We start from the raw sequence: 21149 nt of genomic DNA, 5'->3' as shown, positions 1-21149 counted from the left end.
CCGGGCCGTGCCGCGCGACCGGCTGTCCGTCAGCGACAGACCGGACAGCTTTGCCAGCCCGTTGACGGACACGGAGCGCCACTCGGCCGTGCCGTGAGTGGGATACCCCCCTTTCGAACCGGACACACAGCCGGGCCGCCCAGGGGCGGGCGGTCCACCGGACGAGAGGGACCGACTCATGAACTCAGCTCTGCCTTCGCGGAGCAGTCAGGCGTCGCAGACCGCCGGTCAGTACCGGCCGATCTCCTCGCACCTGGCCATCACACCGCCGGTGAGCGTGGTGATCCCGGCGATGAACGAGGCGGAGAATCTGCCGTACGTCTTCAAGACGCTGCCCGACTGGATCCACGAAGTGGTCCTGGTGGACGGCAGTTCCACGGACGGCACCGTCGCGGTCGCACGCGCGCTGTGGCCCGGCGTCAAGGTCGTGGAACAGCAGGGCAAGGGCAAGGGGGATGCCCTGGCCACCGGGTTCGAGGCCGCCACCGGCGACATCATCGTGATGGTCGACGCGGACGGCTCGGCCGACGGCAACGAGATCGTCTCCTACGTCTCCGCTCTCGTCTCGGGCGCCGACTTCGCCAAGGGTTCCCGCTTCGCCAACGGCGGCGGCACCGACGACATGACCTTCATCCGCAAGCTCGGCAACTGGGCACTGTGCACGGCCGTCAACCGGAAGTTCGGCGCCCGCTACACCGACCTGTGCTACGGCTACAACGCGTTCTGGCGGCACTGCCTGGACAAGATCGAGCTGGACTGCACCGGCTTCGAGGTGGAGACCCTGATGAACATCCGGGTCGTCAAGGCGGGCCTGAAGGTGCAGGAGATACCCAGCCACGAGTACCTCCGCATCCACGGCACGAGCAACCTGCGGGCGGTGCGGGACGGCCTGCGCGTGCTGAAGGTCATCCTCGGGGAACGCTCCAACCGCCGGGAGCTGCGCCGCCAGGAGCACAGCGCGCCGACGCTCGGCACGGCACGGGGAGAGGTGCGTTGAACGGTCCCGACGTCTCCGTCGTGATCTGCGTCTACACCGAGGACCGCTGGGAGGACATCCTCGCCGCGGTCTCCTCGGTGCGGGCCCAGTCCCACCCGGCCCCGGAGACACTGCTGGTCGTCGACCACAACCCGGCGCTGAAGGACCGTCTGGCCCGGGAGTACAAGGAGGCCGCCGAGGTGCGCGTCCTCGCCAACGCCGGTCCGCGCGGCCTGTCCGCCGGCCGCAACACCGGCATCGCGGCCTCCCGCGGCGACGTCGTCGCCTTCCTCGACGACGACGCCGTCGCCGAGCGGCACTGGCTGAAGCACCTCGCGTCGGGGTACGCCGACCCGCGCGTGATGGCGGTCGGCGGCCGGACGGTGCCGATCTGGGCGTCGGGCCGAAGGCCGGTCTGGTTCCCGGAGGAGTTCGACTGGGTGGTCGGCTGCACCTACCGCGGCCTGCCCGCCGGCCGGGTGCGGGTGCGCAACGTCCTGGGCGGCAACGCCTCGTTCCGCCGCACCGCCTTCGACGCGGCGGGCGGCTTCGCCACCGGCATCGGCCGCGACGGCGACAAGCGCCCGCTGGGCTGCGAGGAGACGGAACTGTGCATCCGGCTCGCCCGGGCCAGACCCGACGCACTCCTGCTCATCGACGACCGGGCGGTGATCCACCACCGGGTGCCGGAGCGGCGGGAGCACTTCGCCTACTTCCGCACCCGCGCCTACGCCGAGGGCCTGTCCAAGGCCCTGGTGGCGCGCAGCGTCGGCGCGGACAGGGGCCTGGAGTCCGAGCGCCGGTACACCACCCGCGTCCTGCCGGCCGGGGTGGCGCGCGGACTGCGCGACGCGCTGCTCGCCCGGCCGGGCGGCGCGGGCCGGGCGGGAGCGATCGTCGCCGGGGTGTGCGCGGCGGCCGGCGGGTACCTCGTGGGCAGCGTGCGGGCGCGCCGGGGCGGGGCCGCGTTCCGCGTCGCACGGATCGAGGAGGGGGCCTTGGGGGAAGCCGATGAGTGACCGACCCGTGCCGATCCTCATGTACCACGCGGTCGCGGCCTATCCGAACCCCGCCACCCGCGTCCTGTCGGTGGCGCCGGAGGCGTTCGCCGAGCAGATGGCGCTCGTCGCCGACCTCGGTCTGACGCCGGTCACCACGGCAGCGCTGGCCGCGTGCTGGCGCTCCGGGGCGCGCCTGCCCGCACGGCCGGTGCTGATCACCTTCGACGACGGGTACGAGGGTGTGCACCGGCACGCCCTTCCGGTGCTGGCCGGGCACGGGTTCCGGGCCACGCTGTTCGTGTCCACCGGCTGGATCCGGGGACCCCGCGGCACCGGCGGCGCCCTGGACACCATGCTCGACTGGGACCAGGTCCGCGAACTGGCGGGCTCGGGCGTCGAGATCGGCGGGCACAGCCACACCCATCCGCAGCTGGACCAGCTCGGCGACGCGCGCCTGTGTCACGAGCTGACCCGCTGCCGGGACATCGTCGCCGACGAACTCGGGGCCCTGCCGGTGTCGTTCGCCTACCCCTACGGCTACTCCAGCCGCCGGGTACGGCAGGCGGTGCGACGGGCGGGCTTCGCCCAGGCTCTCGCCGTCGGCAACGCCCTGGCCCGCCGCCGCCAGGGGCCGTACGCCCTGGAGCGCGTCACCGTGCGGCGCGGCACTGGCATCGACGAGTTCGCCCGCCTCGTCCAGGGGCGCGCAGTCGCCCGCGTCTTCGCCCGGGACCGCGCCCTGACCCACGGGTACGCGTTGGTCCGAAGAGCACGCCAGATCCGCCGGAAGGTCATTCGCGACCGTGTCTGACACGAGGACGACAGCCCAGGACGCATCACCCCCGGCCGAGGAGGGTCCGACGCCGGGACGCCGGCTGCGCCTGCCCGGGCGGGGCGGCTTCCCGGGGGGAGGGAGCCAGCTGTTCCGCAACGCCTACGCGCTGATGCTCAACACCGGTATCTCCGCGGTGCTCGGCCTCGGCTTCTGGCTGGCCGCGGCCCGCTACTACGACGAGTCGGCGGTCGGCCAGGGCTCCGCCGCCATCGCCGCGATGAAGCTCCTCGCGGGCCTGACCGCGGTGACGCTGACGGGCGCGCTGGCCCGGTTCATCCCGGTGGCGGGCCGCACCACCGGCCGGTTCGTCCTGCGCACCTACGCAGGAAGTTCGCTGCTGGTGGCGGTGGCCGCCGGAGTCTTCCTGGTGACCCTCGACGCCTGGGGGCCGTCGTACCGCTTCCTGCACGGCACGCTCAACGGGCTGGGCTTCATCCTCGCCGTGGCCGCCTGGAACGTGCTCACCCTGCAGGACGGTGTGCTGACCGGGCTGCGCAGCGCGCTGTGGGTGCCGTTCGGCAACACCGTGTTCTCGGCGGTGAAGCTGGGGCTGCTGGTCGCGTTCGCCATGGCGATCCCGACGACCGGCGTGTTCGTCTCCTGGGTCGCCGCGATCGCCTTCTCGGTGCTTCCGCTGGGCTGGCTGGTGTTCCGCCGGCTCGTGCCGCGGCACGCACGGCGGACCGCGGGCCGCGCCGAGCCGCCGACGCTCCGGGAGATCGGGCGGTTCCTGGCCGGGGACTACACCGGCTCGCTCTTCTCGCTCGCCGTGGTCTACCTGGTCCCGGTGATCATCGCCGCGCAGGTCAGCTCCGAGGACAACGCGTACTTCTACATCACCACCACCATCGGCGGCACGTGCAACCTGCTCGCCATCAACATGGGCGCCTCGCTCACCGTCGAGGGCTCGCACGATCCGGCGCGGCTGGCCGCCAACACCCGCGCGGCGCTGAAGCGGATGGCGCGGATCATGCTGCCGGTGGCAGGGGTGCTGTTCGTCGGCGCGCCGTGGATCCTCGGCGTGTTCGGCCCCGGGTACGCGGACGCCGCGACGCCGCTGCTGCGCTGGTTCGCCGTCGGCGCGGTGCTGCGGGTCGTGATGGAGACGTACTTCGCCGTCCTGCGGGCCCAGAGCCGGACCGCTGGACTGGCCTGGCTCCAGGGCCTGCTGTGCGCCTCGGTGCTCGGGCTGACGCTGCTGCTCCTGCCCCGCATGGGCCTCACCGGGGCGGGCGTCGCCGAGGTCTCCTCCCTCGCCGTGATCGTCGCGATCGCCGCCCCCAGGCTCTACCGGACCGTCAGGACCGGGTCGGCCACCCGGCCCGCCGAGGGCGCGGCGCCCGACGGAGACCTGGCCGACCTCGGGACGCACGATGCGCCGGCCGCCGGGAAGGGGCGCCGGCCCGCCTGGGCCCTGGACAGCGACACCCTCGCCCTCGGCATCCATGTCGACTTCGACCACCAGGAACGCCGGCCCGACGTCCGGCCCGGTCCCGGCACCCCGCCCACGGGCACCCCGGCGGTCCCCGGACGGGTGGGCACGTCCGGGCCGGGGATGCCGGTGGAGGAGGTGGACACGGAGGTCGACGCGGAGGTGGACGCGCCGTTCGGGGCGGCGTTCGACGCCGGGTTCGGCGACCACGAGGCGGATCGGGCCCTCGTACGGGCTCAGGCGACGCTGCCGCGTCGGGACGGGCACTCCTCCGCACGGGGCGAACCGCCGGCCGCGTCCCGGCAGCCGCCGGAGCCGGCGTCCCCGGCCACGGACCGCACGCGGCGGCTGCCCACCGTCCCCGGCCTGGTGCTCGGTTGCCTGCTGACGGCCGCGCTGCTGCTGTACTGGGTGCCCGCGCTGCGACTCGGCGAGGCCGGCCTGGACGGGATGGACGGGCTCGGACTGGTGTCCGTGCTGCCGGTGCCGACACTGGCCGGAGCGGCGCTGCTGGTGGTGGTCTTCGCCTCGCTGCTCTGGCTCGGCCGGGAGCACCGGGCGCTGCTGCTGGCCACCCTGCTGGCCACGGTGGTGTCACTGCACGCGCTGCCCGCGGTGATCGAGACCGAGCCGCGGTTCGCGACAGCCTGGCAGCACCTGGGCTTCCTCGACTACATCGACCGCACCGGGTCGGCCGTACCCGACCTGGACGCACGCTGGAGCTGGCCGGGCTTCTTCGCCGTCACCGCGTTCGCGCTGAAGGCGTGCGGGGTCTCCGACGTCACGGACGTCATCCGCTGGTGGCCCACAGTGATCCAGCTGTGCTACCTGGCGCCGATGTTCCTGCTGGTGCGGTCGATGCGGGCGAGCTGGCGGGCCCGGTGGACCGGCGTGTGGATCTTCGTCCTGAGCGCCTGGGTCGGCCAGGACTACTTCTCCCCCCAGGGGTTCACCTTCCTGCTGTACCTGGTGTTCGTGGCGGTCCTGCTGGTCTGGTTCCGGGCACCGCGGATGCTGTGGGGCCGGTGGCGTCCCGGCGAGGCGGAGGTCGAACCGGCGGGCCGCCGGCAACGTGCCGTGCTGCTGGGCGTGCTGATCGGCCTGTACGCGGCCAGCGTGCCCGCCCACCAGCTCACCCCGTTCATGATGCTCGGCGTCCTCGCGGTGCTCGTCGTCGTCGGCAGGTCGGAACTGCGCGGGCTGCCACTGCTGTTCGCGGTCCTGGTCGCCGGGTGGGTGGGCTTCATGGCCGAGCCGTACTGGTCCGGGCACTTCGACGACCTGTTCGGTGGGGTCGGCGGCGTCGGCGGCAACGTGTCGTCGTCGGTGTCCGGCCGGATCGAGGGCGGCAGTTCCACGCACAAGCTCGTGCTGTACGCGCGCGTGGCCCTGGCCGGCGGGGTGATGGCGTTCGCCTGTTGGGGCTGGTGGCGCCGGCATGACCACAAGTACCGCGAACGGTCGCTGCTGGTGCTCACGTTCGTGCCGTTCCTGGGCTTCGGCATGCAGTCCTACGGCGGCGAGATGGCACTGCGGGTGTTCATGTTCGCGCTGCCGGGTGCCGCCCTGCTGGCCGCTCTCGCCCTGTTCCCGCGTGCCGGTGTCACGGCCGAGGAGCGCGAGAAGGACAGGGTCAGTCTGGCTCCGCTGGCCGCGCTCATGGCGGGTCTGCTGCTGATGGGCGGCTTCCTGGTGGCCCGCTGGGGCAACGAGCCGTTCGAGCGGGTCCGGCCCGGTGAGGTCGCCGCCATGGAGTACGTGTACGCCCATGACGATCCGACCGTGCGCCTGCTGTGGCTGAGCAGCGACCCGGTGAACGACGTCACCCCGGCGATGCCGTGGGGCGCCCGGGACATGGAGAGGGTGCAGTACGTGCCGACACCGGCGCCCGACGACCCGGTCCTGGTCTCCGGACTGGTCAAGGCGTTGAAGGACGCCGGCCCGAACTCGTATCTGATGATCAACCGCAGCCAGGTCGCCTATCTCCGTCTGGACGTGGGCTACTCGGCGACCTGGGCGCCCCGGCTGCTGCGGAACCTGGACGGGCGGCCGGAGCTGGCCCGGGTCCTCGCCGACGACGACGTGACCCTGTACGCGCTGAAGCAGCAGCCCGAGGGCCCGGTGCCCGTGCCGGACCCGGGCCCGATCGGTCCGCAGGTGACGTGGACGCCGTGGTCGGTGATCGGTGCGCTGGCCGCGGTCGCGCTGATCCTGCTGCTCACCGCGCGCGAGGTGGTCCGGGTCGCGGCGCCGCCCGGTGTGCGGGGGCTGCGCCGGCTGCAGGGCGGTTTCTGGTTCGCGCTGCCGCTGCTGGCGGTGGTGTTCGCCTCGCTGGTGCAGCGGTTCCTGACGATGAAGTAGGCCGGCGGGGTGCGCGGCGGCGGCTCACCCGGACGTCCGGGTGAGCCACTTCACCTCGTAGGCCTGCATGTCGAACCGCCTGCCGTCGACCTGTGCGCTGATCGGCCGGTCGAGGGTGTTGACCACCAGGGCGTCCTCGGCATCGGCGAGGACGCGGACGTTGGGCACGTCGTCCGCGGCGATCTGCACCGTCTCGTGGCGGCTGCCCGGCCCGAACGCCCGCGCGAACCGCGCGAGCAGGTCGTACATGGGCAGCGCCCGCCCACCGCCGGGACCGTCGGTGGGGGTCCACAGGCAGCCGGGGCAGTCTCCGCCGCTCTTCCTCTCCGGGTTCCAGTAGAAGCCCGTGGTCGCACCGCCCCGGGCCAGGGCGATCAGCCCGGCGGCCTGGACGGCGACCCGGCGCGCCGGCGACCAGCCCCGGCGCTCGTCGTTGCCGTCGGCGGGCTCGACGTAGTACTCGGCCCACCACAGCGGAAGACCGCCGGTCTGCCGGCGCACCCACCGGCCCACCGCGGTGAACTTGTCGGTGGCGGCGAACTCGTCCGGCAGCAGCTCGTCGTCGTTGGTGTAGCTGGAGCCGTCCACGACGACGAAGTCGGCGCCTGCCTTGTTCCTGTTCCAGTAGGTGAAGGCGTCCAGGACACGCTGGTCCATGGCGCCCCAGGTGCCCCGGAAGGTCGCCGAGGCGTCGGCGGCGCGCGGGTCGACACTGTCCATCACCAGGTAGGGCCCGCCGACCCGGATGCCCGGGTCGACCTTCTTCAGCGCCCGGTAGACCAGGTTGTACATCCGGGTGTAGCCCTCGTAGTCCCAACGGGCCCCGGCGTCGTTCCAGAAGCCCTTGAACTCGTTCCAGACCAGGAAGTGCCGCACGTCCGGGTAGCGCTTGGCGACCGTCGCGGCCAGAGCGGCGAAGTCGGCGTAGTGCTCCGGCCGCGGCGCGGTCTCCAGGGCCTCCTGGCTCCAGTCGGTGCTGCCCACACCGGCCTTCCCGCTCTTCATCCAGTCCGGGGAGCAGCACAGCGTGATCACCGGCGTGCCGCCGGAGGCGCGCACGAAGTCGATGCGGCGGTCCAGGGCGCCGAAGTCGTAACGGCCCCGGACCGGTTCGGGGTTGTCGGCGCCCCAGCCCATGATCGCCTGGTTCTGCGGCAGGCCCCCGTCCTTCGACAGCAGCCGCTGCACACGCCCGACGGCCGCAGTGCTGCCCTCGTCGGCACTGAACCGGGTGTGGGTGAACCCCCAGCCCACCTCCGGTCCGGGCCGCTTCGGCGGCAGGACGGGCGTGCCGTGCACCTTGTCCCCTTCGGGGCTCGTGCCGGCTGTGCTTCCGCCGCCGGGAACCACGTTGACCAGGGTCACCACCAGGGCCAGTACGGCCGCACCCACGCCGAGCAGCGCGGTGAACCGCCACCGGCGCGCCACCGATTCCCACCCATGACGTCCCATCGAGGGCAACAGTAACGGCGGACAGGGCCCTTGGGGCAGATGCCGATGCATGCCGCAGATGCACAGCCTCGCAACAGACAGGCCGAAGACGGACGCCGGCCGACACGGGGCGCACAGCGCGGAAACCGGGTGCACTCGGCCGTCGCGTGCCCGATCATGGCGGCATGCCTGCGCACCCGCACGACGCCCTGCCGATCCGGCTCAACGTCGACGACTCCGACTCCCCGTCCGACGTCGTGGACGCGCTGTTCCTCGGCCGTTTCGCGACGGGCGAGCAGCCGTACTCGCACGCGGCGAACATCGAGCGCGTGCGCTCCGGGGCGACGCTGCTGCCGCCGGGCGCCCGCGTGCTGCGCGCCGCCCGCGACGACGACCGCAGCGCCACGCTCGCCGAGGGCGACGGCTGGACCCTGCTGGTGTCCCGCTGGAACCGCGGGGCCGACGTGACGGTGACCGCGACCAGCGCCGAGCTGGCCGGGAAGGTGCTGGAGCAGGCCACGGACGGCGCGGCGGACGAGCCCGAACCGCAGCCGGAGAACGTGACGATGGGCTTCTGGTACGTCTCCCCGCGGCGCGGCCCGCACCGCACCACCCGGCAGATCTCGGCCGGCACCTGGGAGGAGGTGCGGCCCAACTACACGGCGCCGGTGGCCGACGCGATGGACCGGCTGATGCGGACGACCCCCGAGGACATCGCGGGACGGCTCCTGCTGCTGCACGGCCCGCCCGGCACCGGCAAGACCTCGGCGCTGCGCACCCTCGCCCGCTCCTGGCGGGACTGGTGCCAGGTGGACTGCGTGCTCGACCCGGAGCGGCTCTTCTCCGACGTCGGCTACCTGATGGACATCGCGATCGGCGAGGAGGACCAGGCGGGCCGGGGCCGCTGGCGGCTGCTGCTGCTGGAGGACTGCGACGAGCTGATCCGCGGCGAGGCCAAGCACACGGCCGGCCAAGCCCTGTCCCGGCTGCTCAACCTGACCGACGGGCTGCTCGGCCAGGGCCGCAACGTCCTGGTCGGGGTCACCACCAACGAGGACCTGGAGCGGCTGCACCCGGCCGTGGTCCGCCCCGGCCGCTGCCTGGCCCGGATCGAGGTCGGCAGGCTCACCCGGGCCGAGGCGGTGGACTGGCTCGGCGTCGAGAAGGGGGTCGGCCGGGACGGGGCGACGCTGGCGGAGCTGTACGCGCTGCGGCGCGGCACGTCTCCTGCGGCACTGCCGGAGCCGCGGGGCGGAGCGGATGCGGGGCTGTACCTCTAGGGGGTGTTTCGGCAGTCCGGTGCGGTGCCCGCGGTGTCCGGTGCGTGCTGTGCGGGACTTTCCCCACACCCTCTGGTGCCGCGGCAGGCGGCGCTCGTCCGTCGCGCATCCTGCGGCCGGAGCGCGGGCTGCGCGGCACCGGGCCGCCGGCCGTGACCTGTGCCACCCCGTGGGCGGTGCTTTGATAGGGGTATGACCCTGTTCGTGGGCACGTCGGGGTGGCAGTACCGGGACTGGCGAGGGGTCCTGTACCCGCCCGGGGTGCCCGTGCGGCTCTGGCTGGAGGAGTACGCCGCCCGATTCGCGACGGTCGAACTCAACAACGCCTTCTACCGGCTGCCGGCCCGGGAGACGTTCGAGACGTGGCGCGACCGGGTTCCGCCGGACTTCGTCGTCGCCGTCAAGGCCAGCCGCTACCTCACCCACATCCGGCGGCTGAGGGAGCCGGAGGAGCCGGTGGGGCGCCTGATGAGCCACGCGGCCGGCCTGGGCGACCGCCTGGGACCGGTCCTGCTCCAGCTGCCGCCGACCCTGCGTGCCGACCCCGGGCTGCTGGACGCGTGCCTGGGCTGCTTCCCGGCCGGCACCCGGGTCGCGGTCGAACCGCGGCACACCTCGTGGTGGACGGACCGGGTGCGCCGGGTGCTGGCGCGCCGCGGCGCGGCCCTGTGCTGGGCCGACGTGCTGTCCCGTCCGGCGACCCCGCTGTGGCGGACCGCCGGCTGGGGCTACCTCCGCTTCCACCAGGGCCGGGCAGCGGCCTGGCCGCACTACGGCCAGCAGGCGCTCAGGACGTGGGCCGGCCGCGTCGCCACCGCCTTCCCCGACGGCGAGGACGTGTACGCGTACTTCAACAACGACCCCGACGCGGCGGCGGTGGAGGACGCGGCGGCCTTCGCACGGGAGGCGACGAGGGCGGGGCTGGCCGTGACCCGGGTCCCGCGCGCCGTGCGGCGCCCGGCCCGGCAGCCGGCCGGTGCCCCGGGCCCGTAGAACGGGTGGTGGGAGTGGCGCCGGCCGTGCGAAGGGCGGACCCCGCGGCGTCCGGAGCGGGCGATCGCAGTGCGGAGGGCCACCCGCGTACCGGCCCCACGGGGACGATCCCGACAACGGCCCTGGATGTCCCCCGCTCGCGCGAAGCGGAGAGCGGAGGAGTGCGTGCCGGGCACGCGGGGCAGGCGGGGCCTTCGCCGCACTCCCCAGTGCCGCGGCAGGCAACGTTCGCCCGTCAGGGAGCGTCGTCCGGTGCGTGCTCCCGGCGGCGCCGGCCGGAAGTCCTCGTACTGGGCGTACTCGGGCTTTCGGCCGGTCCGGCGGGAGTGCGTGCCGGGCGCCGCGACGGGGGGAACGCCGCCTGTCGCGGCACTAGGCGCCGTGAGCCGCCCGCAGGGCGTCCTGGACGGCCGCCAGCGCGGCCTCCTGCGAGAGCCCGAGCCGCCGGGCCCGCTCCACGTACGCCTGCGCCGCCGCTGCCAGCTCCCGCTCCGCAGCCTGGCCGGCCGCCGCCACGTAGGTGCCGTGCCGTCCCCGCGTCTCGATCACCCCGTCGGCCTCCAGCGCCCGGTAGGCCTTGGCGACGGTGTTGGCGGCCAGCCCCAGTGATCCGGCCAGCCCGCGCACCGTCGGCAGCCGGTACCCCACCGGCAGCACGCCCGACCGTGCCTGCTCGGAGATCTGCGCGCGCACCTGCTCGTAGGGGGGCGCGGCGGTGGCGTTCTCGTCGATGTCGATCGTCAGGCTCACGCAGCGATTGTCCCGTACCCGCCGGAAAACGGGAGGCACCCGTGCAGCCCCGCCCCGTACCCTGCGGCCCCATGACAGTGGTCGTGCGTGACCTGCGCCCCGGCGACGGCGCGATGGAGGTGCGTCATGTCCGCGAACTCGGCTGAACCGCCGCGTGAGGTGGAGGTCGTGCTGGTCAAGGCTGGCCGTACGAAGATCCGCTACACGGCGGCGCTGCTCGCGGACGACGGCGCCCGCATCACCGTGCGCGCCCCCTGGGCGGGTGAGGGGGCGCGCGACTTCGGCTTCGTGCGCTTCGAGACCGGGGACGTCTTCACCGAGTACTACTGGCGTGACCGGTGGTACGCGGTGAAGGAGGTCCGCGCCGCGGACGGCAGGCTGAAGGGCTGGTACTGCGACGTCACCCGCCCGGCCGCTCTGCGCGGGGCGGAACTCGTCGTCGAGGACCTCGACCTGGACCTGTGGCGCTCCGCCGACGGCGGCGACGTGCGCCGGCTGGACGAGGACGAGTTCGCCGCGAGCGGCCTGGCGGAGTCGGACCCCGAGGCCGCGCTCGCCGCCGAGGCCGCCCTGGACGAGTTGGAGGCCCTGGCCCGCGGGGGCGCCTTCGCCGCGCTGCTGAAGTGAGCCGGCGCGCGCTGGTCAGATCGTCGCCACCACCGCGTACCGCTCGTCGTCGACGGGCCCGCCCCACAGCAGTGGATCGCCCGCGAGGTGCTCCAGGTGCACATCGCCGGCGAGGGGCGCGAGCAGACGGGTCAACCGGTCCGCCGGTATGCCGACCGGGCTGAGTGTTCCCCACACGCCCTCGACCAGCACCAGGCGCCCGCCCGGCCGCAGCAGGTCCCGCCAGCGCCGCAGGACGCGGTCCGGCGCCGGCAGGGTCCACAGCACGTGCCGCACGAGGACGGCGTCGAAGCGCCGCTCCCCCACCGGAGGTGCCGCCGCGTCGCCGGGCAGGAACACCGCGTCGTGCCCGGCGAGCTTGTCCCGGGCCCGCTCCAGCATGGCCGGGGAGCGGTCCACGCCGGTGATCCGGTGCCCCAGGCCGACGGCGAGGAGCGACAGACTGCCGGTGCCGCAGCCGAGGTCGAGGACGTCGCCGGGCCGCTCCGGGAGCCAGCCGCGCAGCCGCTCCGTCCAGGCCGCCCGCACCCGCGCGTCGCGCAGCCCGTGGTCGGGCTCGTCGTCGAAGGCGGCGGCCTGCGCGTCCCAGTCGACACCCGCCGTGGTCGTCTCGTCACACGCATCGGTCATGCACCCAAGGGTGACACCCACTACTGACGATCGAATCGTGACAGGCGCCACTGACAGACCCGGGCCGATGCGGAACTCTCCCCGAAAGGGTCTGCCTCCCCGTGAGATCACGGAACCCCGGCGGATCCCGAAGGAGGCAGCCATGCTCCGTGTGACCGTGCAGAAGCCCCTGAAGAAGACGACCGGCCGCAGGATCCGCGAGGAGGCCGACGAGCGCCCCGCGGGACGTCCCGAGGTGCGCAAGGACATCGCCCGCACCTGGTGGCCGGACGGCTGAGGTCACGGCCGGACCGGCTCGGCACCGGCTCGCTCCTGCGCGTCATCGGCTCCCGCGTGCCGGCCCCGGCCGTGCAGGGCTGACGGGCACCGTCATGGGTGCCCGTCCTGAAGGCTGATCTCCGCCCAGATCGACTTTCCTCCGGCCCCGTGGTGTGTGCCCCAGCGCTCGGCGAACTGGGCGACGAGCAGCAGGCCGCGCCCGCCCTCGTCGAGCATCCGTGCTCGCCGCATGTGCGGGGCGGTGCTGCTGCCGTCGGAGACCTCGCAGATGAGCACGGTGTCGCGGATCAGGCGCAGGTTCACGGGCGGGGCGCCGTACCGGATCGCGTTGGTGACCAGTTCACTCACCACCAGCTGGGCGGTGAAGGCCACCTCGTGCAGTCCCCAGCTCGCGAGGCGACGGGAGACCTGGGCACGGGCGTCGGCCACGGCGGCCGGGTCGGACGGCAGATCCCAGGTGGCCACCTGGGCGGCGTCGAGGGCCCGCGTGCGGGCGATGAGCAGTGCGACGTCGTCCGACGGCTGTGCGGGGAGCAGACTGTGGACCAGATCGTCGCAGGTGGCCTCCAGTGACGGAGCGGGCCGCTCCAGGCATCGGCGCAGCAGCGCCATGCCCCTGCCGAGGTCGTGTTCGGGAACCTCGACAAGGCCGTCCGTGTACAGCACGAGGAGGCTGCCCGGGGGAACCTCCCATTCGACCGCTTCGAAGGGCAGCCCGCCCACTCCCAGCGGCGGGCCGACCGGAAGATCGATGAACTCGGCCTTGCCGTCCGGTGTGACCACGGCGGGTGGGGGGTGGCCCGCGCCGGCCGCGGCGCAGCGGCGCGAGACCGGGTCGTAGACCAGATACAGACATGAGGCGACGAGGTCGGTGACGATCTCGAGCTCGGGATCCGATGCCGGGCCCTCCTCCGCCCTGAGGTGGGTGATCAGGTCGTCGAGGTGTACGAGGAGTTCCTCGGGGGGCAGGTCGACGTCCGCCAGCGTGTGTACCGCGGTCCGCAGCCGCCCCATGGTTGCGGAGGCGCGCAAGCCGTGGCCCACCACGTCTCCGACGACCAGGGCGACCCGGGCGCCCGACAGCGGGATCACGTCGAACCAGTCGCCGCCCAGCCCTGCCCGGGACCGGGCCGGGAGGTAGCGGTAGGCCACCTCCACGGCCTCCTGGGCGGCCAGCCGCTGCGGCAGCAGGCTTCGCTGGAGGGCCAGGGCGGTGGTCCGCTCGCGCGTGAAACGCCGGGCGTTGTCCACGGCCACGGCAGCGCGTGCGGCGATCTCCTCGGCGAGGAGCAGATCGTCCTCGTCGAACGAGTCCCGGCGGCGGTGACGGACGAGTACGGCCACCCCGAGAGTGATGCCGCGGGCGCGCAGCGGGATGATCATGATCGAGTGCATTCCGAAGTCACGGACCTTGGCCGCGCGCCCGGGGTCGGCGACCTGCCAGCTCTCGATGGCTTCGTCCAGGGTCCTGTGCAGCGACGACCGACCCGTGTCCAGGCAGCGGGCAGGGGGCGACGCTCCCGGGTAGTAGTCCACCTCCCCCGGTTCGATCAGCGCCTCGGGAATGCCGGGGAGGACGGACTGCTGCGCTGCGCGGCGCAGCGCGACGGAGCCCGTGGCGGAGGGCCTGGGCTCGACCCCGCGGAACAGCCCGTCCAGCAGGTCGATGCTGATGAAATCGGCGAGCCGCCCCACCGCCACGTCGGCCATCTCCTGGGCCGTGCGCATCACGTCGAGGGTGCTGCCCACCTGAGCGCTGACGTCGTTCAGCAGGACGAGCCGGTCCCTGGCACGGTGCTGTTCGGTGACGTCGAGCGCGATGAGCTGCACGTGTCGCACCTGCCCTGCCGGGTTCCTCAGGGGGGACACGGATACGGCCCAGTACCTCTCGCGGGTTCCGTGCTGCGGCTGGCCCCGAACCTGGAACCGCTCCGGCTCACCCGTCTCGAACACCCGGCGCATGCCCTCCTCGACCGTGGTGCAGATGTGTGGGGGCAGGATGTCGGTGACGCGCCTGCCGCGCATCTGCTCCTCCGTGAGGCCCAGTTCACGTGCCGCGCCGGCGCTCGCGCGCAGAGCGCGCAACTCGGCGTCGTAGATCATCGCGGGCAGGTGACACTGCGCGAAAGCCTCCTCCGTCGTCACCTCGTCCTCCTGCGGAGGTGGCCCCCGATGCGGCCGCGGCGGCGACGTGGCCACGACGAGCCACTGCGCGTCGCCCTCGCGGTCGAGTGACGCGTACGCCCGCAACTCGGCATCCACGTGGTGGCCGTCCTGGTGTCGCAGCGGGACCGTCCGGCTTCGTCCCCCGAGAACCGCGGAGAGATCCACGGCGATGTCGGCGTTCCCGCCGAGCAGGCGTGCCGCGGGACGCCCTACGACGTCCTCGCACGGGTACCCGAGCAGCCGCTGTGCGCCGGAACTCCACCCCGTCACGGTTCCCCGCGCGTCGACGACTGCCGTGACCGAGGTGACCGGATCCGGAAACGGATCGGGGCCGCTTCCGAGGGGGCCGGCATTCTCCATGTCCATTCATCGCCCATCCCGCCCCGGACCCGGGTCCCGGGCAGACTCAGCAGAGACCGCAGAGCGGCGGCACGTCGGGGCCGTCGCGTCGGCTCCTTCCTCACTTGTATCTCTCCTCGCGCGCACCCGCAGGTCGGCGGGCGGCACGGGACGTACGCGTCGCACCGAAACCACCGCGTATCCGTCGGACAGGCGGACAGGCGGACAGGCGGACAGGCGGACAGGCGGACAGGCGGACAGGCGGACAACGGCACCCGGCTCCGGAAGGCCACGCGTCGGGACGTGAAGCCCCGGCGCCGTGCCCCGCCGCGTCCCCTCGCCGCCGTGGCCGGCAGCGCTTCCGGCTCAGCCGTACGTGACCGGTCCGTAGGGACACAGCGGGCGCTGCTCGCCGCAGCGGGCCTCGACGCGCGGGACTGGATGCCGGGCCCCCCTTCCCGGTCAGGCCAGGTCGAACCTCTCGGTGTGCACCTGTCGCGCGGGGACACCCAGGTCCCGCAGACCGGAGAGCACAGCGCCGGTCATGGCGGGTGGGCCGCAGACGTACACGTCACGTTCGGTGGCGTCGGGGACCAGCCGGTGCAGGCTGCCCGGGGCGAACGGCGGGGCTCCCCCCTCGGCGGTCCTGCCGGTGAGCAGGTGCAGCCGCCCGCCCCGGAGCGCGACCAGGTGGCGCACCTCGTTCAGCAGCACGGCGTCTGCCTCGCTGCGCACCCGGTACAGCACGACGACATCCCCGGTCGTCTGCTCCTCCAGCATCGCCCGCACGGGCGTGATCCCCACGCCGCCGGCGATCAGCAGAACGCCGGGCCGGGTCCGGTGCAGCGAGGTGAGTGCCCCGTACGGCCCCTCGACGAAGGCGCGGTTGCCGACCGGGACGTTGGCCAGGCCGGCGCTGGTGCTGCCGGCGGCCTTCGCCGTGAGGCGCAGCCCCCGCCCGTCGGGCGCCGCCGACAGGGAGAAGGGGTTGGCCAGCCACCAGGAGTTGTGCCCGGGGAACCGCCAGATGCAGAACTGGCCCGCACGGGCGGGAAGTCTGTCGAGGTGGCGACCGGTGACGTACACGGAGACCACGTGGTCCGACTCCGGCACCACGGCGGAGACGCGGAACTGATGGTAGGCGTTGCGCCACAGCGGTAGGGCGACACGCCCGGTCAGCAGGGCGCCGAAGGCGAACAGCCACAGGGTCCACCAGTAGGCCGTGGCGAACGCGGAGGACGTGAAGGTCGTGGTCTCCTGCAGCTGGTGGACGAACGCCAGGCCCAGGGCGACGTAGAGCAGCAGGTGCAGACCGTGCCAGACCTCGTACGGCAGCCGCCGCCGCAGGGAACGGGTGGAGATCACGGCGACCACGAGGATGACGGCCGCGGCAAGCATGCCCAGCAGGGAGGCAGGCACCCCGCTCAGGGCGACGAACGTCTTCCCCATGGACGTGTCGTCGAGTGTCGCGTAGCCGAGCACCACCAGCGTGGCATGGGCGAGGACGGTCCACAGCAGGGAGAAGCCGACCCAGCGGTGCCACACCGTGAGCCGGTCCATCCCGATACGGCGGTCCAGCCACGGCAGCCGGGCCACCAGCAGCAGTTGGAACAGCATCAGCAGGGCCGCGTGCAGTCCGAAGAACTTCGCGACCGTGAGCACCCCGTTCTTGCCCGAACCGGCGCTGAGGAACAGCGCCTCCACGATCACCACGTTGACGATGACGAACGTCCGCATCGTCCAGCGCGCCGCGTCCACCGGAAGTACGGTGCCGCTGCGCACCGTGTTGCTCGTCGCCGCCATGGTTGCCCCTCGTCCCCCCGTGGCCGCGGTACGCGCAGCCGTGTGCACCAAGCCCATCAAGACCGAGGGATTCGGCCGAACGCACGCCCCGATCGGGTAAGGATACGGCTGGCGGGCCCGATCCGTTCATGCCGGAGCCATCGCATACGACCGCCTTCGCCGCGTTCGGCCGCCCGGCACTCCGGCAGTGGTTCGTGCGGCTCGGGAACCGTACGTCCGTGGGCCGCACGCGGCTCACCGAGCGGCTGGGGGACGCGTCCCTCCGGAGCCGGGACGCTCACCCGAGTCGGCGGTCGAGGTCGTAGGCGGCGCTGATCAGCGCCAGGTGCGTGAAGGCCTGGGGGAAGTTGCCGAGTTGTTCGCCCGTCGGACCGATCTCCTCCGAGTACAGCCCGACGTGGTTCGCGTAGGTGAGCATCTTCTCGAAGGCCAGCCGCGCCTCGTCGAGCCGGCCGCCCCGGGCGAGCGCCTCCACCCACCAGAAGGAACACATCGAGAAGGTCGCCTCCCTGCCGACGAGCCCGTCGGGCGACGCTTGCGCGTTGTAGCGGTAGACGAGGCTGTCGGAGACCAGCTCCGCGGTGATGGCGTCGAGCGTGGAGAGCCAGCGCGGGTCGGTGGGCGCGACGAACTTGCACAGGGGCATGAGCAGGAGGGAGGCATCGAGCACGTCGGTGCCGTAGTGCTGGACGAACGCCCGGCGGGCGGGGTTCCAGCCGCGCTCCATGATCTGGGTGTAGATGGTGTCCCGGACCGCCATCCAGCGGGGCAGGTCGGCGGGCAGGCCCCGCTGGCGGGCGATCCGGACCGCGCGCTCGACGGCGACCCAGCTCATCAACCGGGAGTACGTGAAGTCCCGGCGTCCGCCACGTGTCTCCCAGATCAGCAGGTCACCACCCCCACCAAGCCTCAGCAGGATCTGCTCGCCAAGCTCGGCGCCCCCGTCCCGCGGCAGATCCTCGACCTTCAGCCCGCACCGCGCTGACCAGCAAGAACGCCACCGCCTAGAGACACGCCTTCCAGGCGGCCACAGTCATGTCCCTGCAGGTCAGACCCCATTTTCGGCTCTCTAGGCCTCCGAATGATGCGGAACCCGGGACGGTGGCGTTCACATATTAGACACTCCCTTGAGCCGGGTAGTACTGGGCGCTTCGGGGCCGTCAGTCCAGAAGCCGGCGACGCATGGCCCTGACGGCCAGCCGCCAGGCGACGGCGCACAGTACCAGCAGGAACGTGGCATGCCCGGCATCGCTTGTGTGCAGCGTGCCGAACGAGCAGTGCCGTACGAGCTCGGTGCAGTGGTACATCGGATTGACCAGGGCCGCAGCTCGCGCCCATCCGGGCAGTCCGTCGAGCGGAAAGAACACTCCTGCCGCCATCACGAGAGGTGTGAGGACACCGGAGGCGATGAGTCGCAGCCAGTCGATCGCCGGGACGATACAGGACACCCACATCCCACACAGTGCGAAGCCGAGCCCCGCGAGCAACGCGACCGGCGGCACGAGCAGTAGCTGCGGTCGCAGGGGCAGGCCCACCGTGAGGGCCACGAACAGCGGAGCGGACCCGTATACACCTGACTTGGCAGCGATCCACGAGGATTCGGCGCTGACCAGTTCCCACACGTCCACCGGTCTGCTCAGTATGGCGTCGTACACCTTCTGGCCTTGGCGCCGGTTGTATGTCTCGAACATGCCGGTGAACACCGAGGAGAACAGGACTGCGGTGGCGATCATGCCGGTACTCAAGAACTGCAGGTAAGGCTGGCCGGTCGCGGAGCCGATCAGCTGACGGAACCCGAGCCCGAAACCGGCGATGTAGATCAGTGGTTCCACCAGCGAGCCGAAGGTGACGGCCGGCCAGTAACGTCGGAAAAGCAGCAGCTCGCGAAGCCACACCGCGCGCACGACCGGCCACAGCAGGCTGTCCTGCTCGCCGTCGTGCACCCCGGTGTCGTTCCCGGGAAGTGCGGAGGATGAAGGTATGGGAATGGCCCTGGTCACAATAGGTCCTCTCAGCAGCGGTGATGAGGGCGTATCAGCTGAACAACTCGCCGGTCAGGGCCACGAAGACGTCTTCCAAAGTGGTGGGACGTAGAACGTCGGGCGGGCCCAGCTCCTCAAGGACCTCCGAGGGCATCGTCTCCGCCCTCAGTACGGAGACGGACAGTCCAGTGCGACGGCTGTGCAGCCCGGCCTGTTCCGCTGCCTGGGTGACCTGGGCCTGCCGACGGACATCGCCCCGGTACTCGGCGGCCTGGCAGCCGGCGTGGCGGTGCAGCAGTGCCGAAGGTGTGCCGCGGGCGATCAGACGGCCCGCGAACATGACGGCCACTTCGTCAGCGAGCCGCTCCGCCTCTTCGATGTAGTGGGTGGACATCACCACGGTTGTGCCGGTCGCCCGCAGCTCGCCGATGACGTCCCAGAGAGTCTGCCGGATCTGCGGGTCGAGACCAACGGTGGGTTCGTCCAGCAGGAGCAGCCGGGGGGAGCTCACGATCCCCCGCGCCAGTAAGAGGCGTCGGCGCATACCGCCGGAGAGTCGTTCCACGCGGGTGCGCGACCGGTCGGTGAGGTGCACTGCCGCCAACGCCGCGTCCACCGCCTGCCGGTAGCGCTGGCGGGGAAGCCCCGCCAGCCTGACGAAGACCTCGAGATTCTCTCGTACCGTCAGTTCCGCGTCGAGATCGTCGTGCTGGGGGACAACGGCGGTCAGCGCTCGCACCCGGCGGGAGGCTTCGGGCAGCCGGTGCCGGAAGACCTCCACGGTGCCGTGATCGGCGCGCGTCTGACCGGTGAGCAGCCGCATCGTCGTGGACTTGCCCGCTCCGTTCGGACCGAGCAGCCCCAGGAACACGCCGGAGTTAACGGTCAGATCCAGTCCGTCGAGCGCGGTGAGGGGGCCGTAGCGCTTCACGGCCTTCTCGATCCGGACGGCGATTTCGCTCATGTGCGTGGCTCCCTCTCTCGACACGGGGTGTGCTGCGGCGTGGCGGGTTCAGCGGCCGGCGGACCTCTCGGGCGCACACCTCGATTCGTTCCGGACCGGCCGCTCCGTCGCCCGGTCCGGGGTGCCGACCGGGGCGACCAGGGGGCAGGGCAGCAGCATCGGTCCAGTGCCCGTGCCAGCCCGCGGGCGTACCGCGCCGCCCGATCCGACCGCTTCCAGGGTGACTCCCGCCGTTCTGTTCGGACACGGGCAACACATCCACCTCTCCAGTCCGTGGAGAGCAGCCGGATACAGGCTGCCGCAGGAGCTCGGCGAATATCCGCGATCACCGAGACCTACTTGTCGCCCGCCGACACTGCCGGGAGGGCGGGGTCGTGCAGGGGTGTCCCCCGTTCGATCCACCGGGCGATCGCCGCCCAGACATGGGCGAGCATGTCGGGCAGCAACATCTGCTCGTGCCGACAGGGAATCTTCACCTCCTCGATCCGTCCGGAGGTGTAAGGCGTCCACGAGCCCGCCACATCCGTCCCCTCCGGGTTTCCGTGCTCCGCACCGAGGAACAACACGTCACCGTGGAAAACGTCCGGCGTGTGCGCAGGATTGATCATTTGTATGTTCTGTGCGATGTCGTGCAGGGGCGCGATCTCCTCCTCAGTGAGGTCGGAAAGGAAATCCAGACCCTCAACCACGTACTGAGGTCCCTCCCGGCCGGCTTCGAAGGCGGCTTCCGCCGCCTTCCGCGCCTCGGGGGTGTAGGCATCCAGGAGAACCAGCGCTTCTACTTCCTCACCGGCTGCCTGCAACTGAACGGCCATCTCCTGAGCCACCTGGCCTCCGAAAGACCATCCCGCCAATCGGTAGGGGCCAGACTCCTGGACCGTACGCATCTGCTCGACGTAGTCCGCTGCCATCTCCCGGACGGAACCGGGAAGTGGTGCCGAACCGTCGAGGCCGCGCGCCTGCAGTCCGTACAGCGGCTGGTCCGTCGGCATGAAGCGAAGCAGCGGCGAGTAGCCCCAGGCGACTCCCACGATACCGGGATGCACGAAGAAGAACGGCGCACGCCTCCCGCTGGTGCGGATCGGCAGCAGGACGCCCAGGGCGTCCTGCGACGGGGAGACCGCCGATCGAGCCGCCAGGGAGGCTGGTGTGGGTGAGGTGAACAGTGTGCGTACGGGGAGTTCTTCGCCGAGTGTGGTGCGGATGCGTTCGATCAGTTTCACTGCGAGGAGCGAGTGTCCGCCGAGTTCGAAGAAGCTGTCGTCGGTGCCGACTTGTGGGATGCCGAGGGTTTCTGCGA

General features: G+C 72.1%; 16 protein-coding genes and 1 pseudogene. 8 read left to right on the top strand and 9 right to left on the bottom strand.

What is annotated here, in order from left to right; genetic code table 11:
- Positions 1–178: 178 nt before the first annotated feature.
- The 4 genes from I3F54_RS28870 to I3F54_RS28855 are packed head-to-tail and all read left to right on the top strand — an operon-like array spanning position 179 to position 6605.
- Positions 179–997: a glycosyltransferase family 2 protein gene (locus I3F54_RS28870; RefSeq protein ID WP_240121868.1), complete on the top strand. Its 819-nt coding sequence runs from the start codon at positions 179–181 to the stop codon at positions 995–997.
- The gene (locus I3F54_RS28865; RefSeq protein WP_240121867.1) at positions 994–1995 is read left to right on the top strand and encodes a glycosyltransferase family 2 protein; all 1002 of its coding nucleotides are present in this window, start codon (positions 994–996) and stop codon (positions 1993–1995) included. Before I3F54_RS28870 ends, I3F54_RS28865 begins: the two co-directional genes overlap by 4 nt.
- A complete protein-coding gene (locus tag I3F54_RS28860; RefSeq protein WP_240121866.1) occupies positions 1988–2788 on the top strand; it encodes a polysaccharide deacetylase family protein in 801 nt (266 codons plus the stop codon). The genes I3F54_RS28865 and I3F54_RS28860 overlap by 8 nt, the downstream gene beginning before the upstream one ends.
- Complete coding sequence (locus I3F54_RS28855; RefSeq protein ID WP_240121865.1) at positions 2781–6605, top strand: lipopolysaccharide biosynthesis protein; 3825 nt, start codon at positions 2781–2783, stop codon at positions 6603–6605. Before I3F54_RS28860 ends, I3F54_RS28855 begins: the two co-directional genes overlap by 8 nt.
- Before the next feature lie 24 nt (positions 6606–6629).
- Here the strand turns inward: I3F54_RS28855 and I3F54_RS28850 are convergent, their stop codons facing one another.
- Complete coding sequence (locus I3F54_RS28850; protein WP_240121864.1) at positions 6630–8057, bottom strand: xylan 1,4-beta-xylosidase; 1428 nt, start codon at positions 8055–8057, stop codon at positions 6630–6632.
- A gap of 164 nt (positions 8058–8221) precedes the next feature.
- On the opposite strand from I3F54_RS28850, the gene I3F54_RS28845 reads away from it, so the two are divergent.
- Positions 8222–9316: a DUF5925 domain-containing protein gene (locus I3F54_RS28845; RefSeq protein WP_240121863.1), complete on the top strand. Its 1095-nt coding sequence runs from the start codon at positions 8222–8224 to the stop codon at positions 9314–9316.
- A gap of 192 nt (positions 9317–9508) precedes the next feature.
- On the top strand, positions 9509–10309 hold the full coding sequence (locus I3F54_RS28840) for a DUF72 domain-containing protein (RefSeq protein WP_240121862.1): 801 nt from the start codon (positions 9509–9511) through the stop codon (positions 10307–10309).
- A 372-nt stretch (positions 10310–10681) separates the two neighbouring features.
- Here I3F54_RS28840 and I3F54_RS28835 read toward each other — a convergent pair whose 3' ends face one another.
- On the bottom strand, positions 10682–11059 hold the full coding sequence (locus I3F54_RS28835) for a GntR family transcriptional regulator (RefSeq protein WP_240121861.1): 378 nt from the start codon (positions 11057–11059) through the stop codon (positions 10682–10684).
- Positions 11060–11185: 126 nt separating this feature from the next.
- On the opposite strand from I3F54_RS28835, the gene I3F54_RS28830 reads away from it, so the two are divergent.
- Positions 11186–11686 (top strand): DUF402 domain-containing protein, encoded by a 501-nt coding sequence (locus I3F54_RS28830; protein ID WP_240121860.1) that lies wholly within the window; start codon positions 11186–11188, stop codon positions 11684–11686.
- Between the two features lie 15 nt (positions 11687–11701).
- Here I3F54_RS28830 and I3F54_RS28825 read toward each other — a convergent pair whose 3' ends face one another.
- The gene (locus I3F54_RS28825; protein WP_240121859.1) at positions 11702–12316 is read right to left on the bottom strand and encodes a class I SAM-dependent methyltransferase; all 615 of its coding nucleotides are present in this window, start codon (positions 12314–12316) and stop codon (positions 11702–11704) included.
- 142 nt (positions 12317–12458) lie between these two features.
- Between I3F54_RS28825 and I3F54_RS32225 the strand changes: the two genes are divergently transcribed.
- Positions 12459–12593, top strand: coding sequence for a hypothetical protein (locus tag I3F54_RS32225; protein WP_275676988.1), 135 nt, complete (start codon positions 12459–12461; stop codon positions 12591–12593).
- Between the two features lie 92 nt (positions 12594–12685).
- Here I3F54_RS32225 and I3F54_RS28820 read toward each other — a convergent pair whose 3' ends face one another.
- From I3F54_RS28820 to I3F54_RS28795, 6 genes and pseudogenes are all read right to left on the bottom strand, one after another.
- Positions 12686–15127 carry a SpoIIE family protein phosphatase gene (locus I3F54_RS28820; RefSeq protein ID WP_374205980.1) on the bottom strand — a complete coding sequence of 814 codons (2442 nt, stop codon included), beginning with the start codon at positions 15125–15127 and terminating at the stop codon, positions 12686–12688.
- 435 nt (positions 15128–15562) lie between these two features.
- Entirely contained in the window at positions 15563–16903 is a 1341-nt protein-coding gene (locus I3F54_RS28815) for a ferric reductase-like transmembrane domain-containing protein (protein WP_240121857.1), read from the bottom strand.
- A 277-nt stretch (positions 16904–17180) separates the two neighbouring features.
- Positions 17181–17786: pseudogene (locus tag I3F54_RS28810) on the bottom strand (glycoside hydrolase family 15 protein); the annotation flags it as partial.
- A 277-nt stretch (positions 17787–18063) separates the two neighbouring features.
- The gene (locus I3F54_RS28805) at positions 18064–18846 is read right to left on the bottom strand and encodes an ABC transporter permease (RefSeq protein WP_240121856.1); all 783 of its coding nucleotides are present in this window, start codon (positions 18844–18846) and stop codon (positions 18064–18066) included.
- Between the two features lie 91 nt (positions 18847–18937).
- Entirely contained in the window at positions 18938–19849 is a 912-nt protein-coding gene (locus I3F54_RS28800) for an ABC transporter ATP-binding protein (RefSeq protein ID WP_240121855.1), read from the bottom strand.
- Positions 19850–20184: 335 nt separating this feature from the next.
- A partial coding sequence (locus I3F54_RS28795) for a thioesterase domain-containing protein (protein ID WP_240121854.1) occupies positions 20185–21149 on the bottom strand: 965 nt, incomplete at its 5' end.

It is taken from the genome of Streptomyces sp. MUM 2J, from assembly GCF_022414535.1.
Lineage (GTDB): Bacteria > Actinomycetota > Actinomycetes > Streptomycetales > Streptomycetaceae > Streptomyces.
Note: the sequence above shows the minus strand (reverse complement) of the source record. Positions and strands in the feature narration are given on the sequence as shown.

What these genes read in the sequence shown, in the direction of transcription:
- I3F54_RS28860 (WP_240121866.1), top strand. Translation starts at nt 1,988, where the DNA reads ATGAGTGACCGACCCGTGCCGATCCTCATGTACCACGCGGTCGCGGCC.
- I3F54_RS28840 (WP_240121862.1), top strand. Translation starts at nt 9,509, where the DNA reads ATGACCCTGTTCGTGGGCACGTCGGGGTGGCAGTACCGGGACTGGCGA.
- I3F54_RS28825 (WP_240121859.1), bottom strand. Translation starts at nt 12,316, where the DNA reads ATGACCGATGCGTGTGACGAGACGACCACGGCGGGTGTCGACTGGGAC.
- I3F54_RS28830 (WP_240121860.1), top strand. Translation starts at nt 11,186, where the DNA reads ATGTCCGCGAACTCGGCTGAACCGCCGCGTGAGGTGGAGGTCGTGCTG.
- I3F54_RS32225 (WP_275676988.1), top strand. Translation starts at nt 12,459, where the DNA reads ATGCTCCGTGTGACCGTGCAGAAGCCCCTGAAGAAGACGACCGGCCGC.
- I3F54_RS28870 (WP_240121868.1), top strand. Translation starts at nt 179, where the DNA reads ATGAACTCAGCTCTGCCTTCGCGGAGCAGTCAGGCGTCGCAGACCGCC.
- I3F54_RS28845 (WP_240121863.1), top strand. Translation starts at nt 8,222, where the DNA reads ATGCCTGCGCACCCGCACGACGCCCTGCCGATCCGGCTCAACGTCGAC.
- I3F54_RS28815 (WP_240121857.1), bottom strand. Translation starts at nt 16,903, where the DNA reads ATGGCGGCGACGAGCAACACGGTGCGCAGCGGCACCGTACTTCCGGTG.
- I3F54_RS28850 (WP_240121864.1), bottom strand. Translation starts at nt 8,057, where the DNA reads ATGGGACGTCATGGGTGGGAATCGGTGGCGCGCCGGTGGCGGTTCACC.
- I3F54_RS28820 (WP_374205980.1), bottom strand. Translation starts at nt 15,127, where the DNA reads ATGGACATGGAGAATGCCGGCCCCCTCGGAAGCGGCCCCGATCCGTTT.
- I3F54_RS28800 (WP_240121855.1), bottom strand. Translation starts at nt 19,849, where the DNA reads ATGAGCGAAATCGCCGTCCGGATCGAGAAGGCCGTGAAGCGCTACGGC.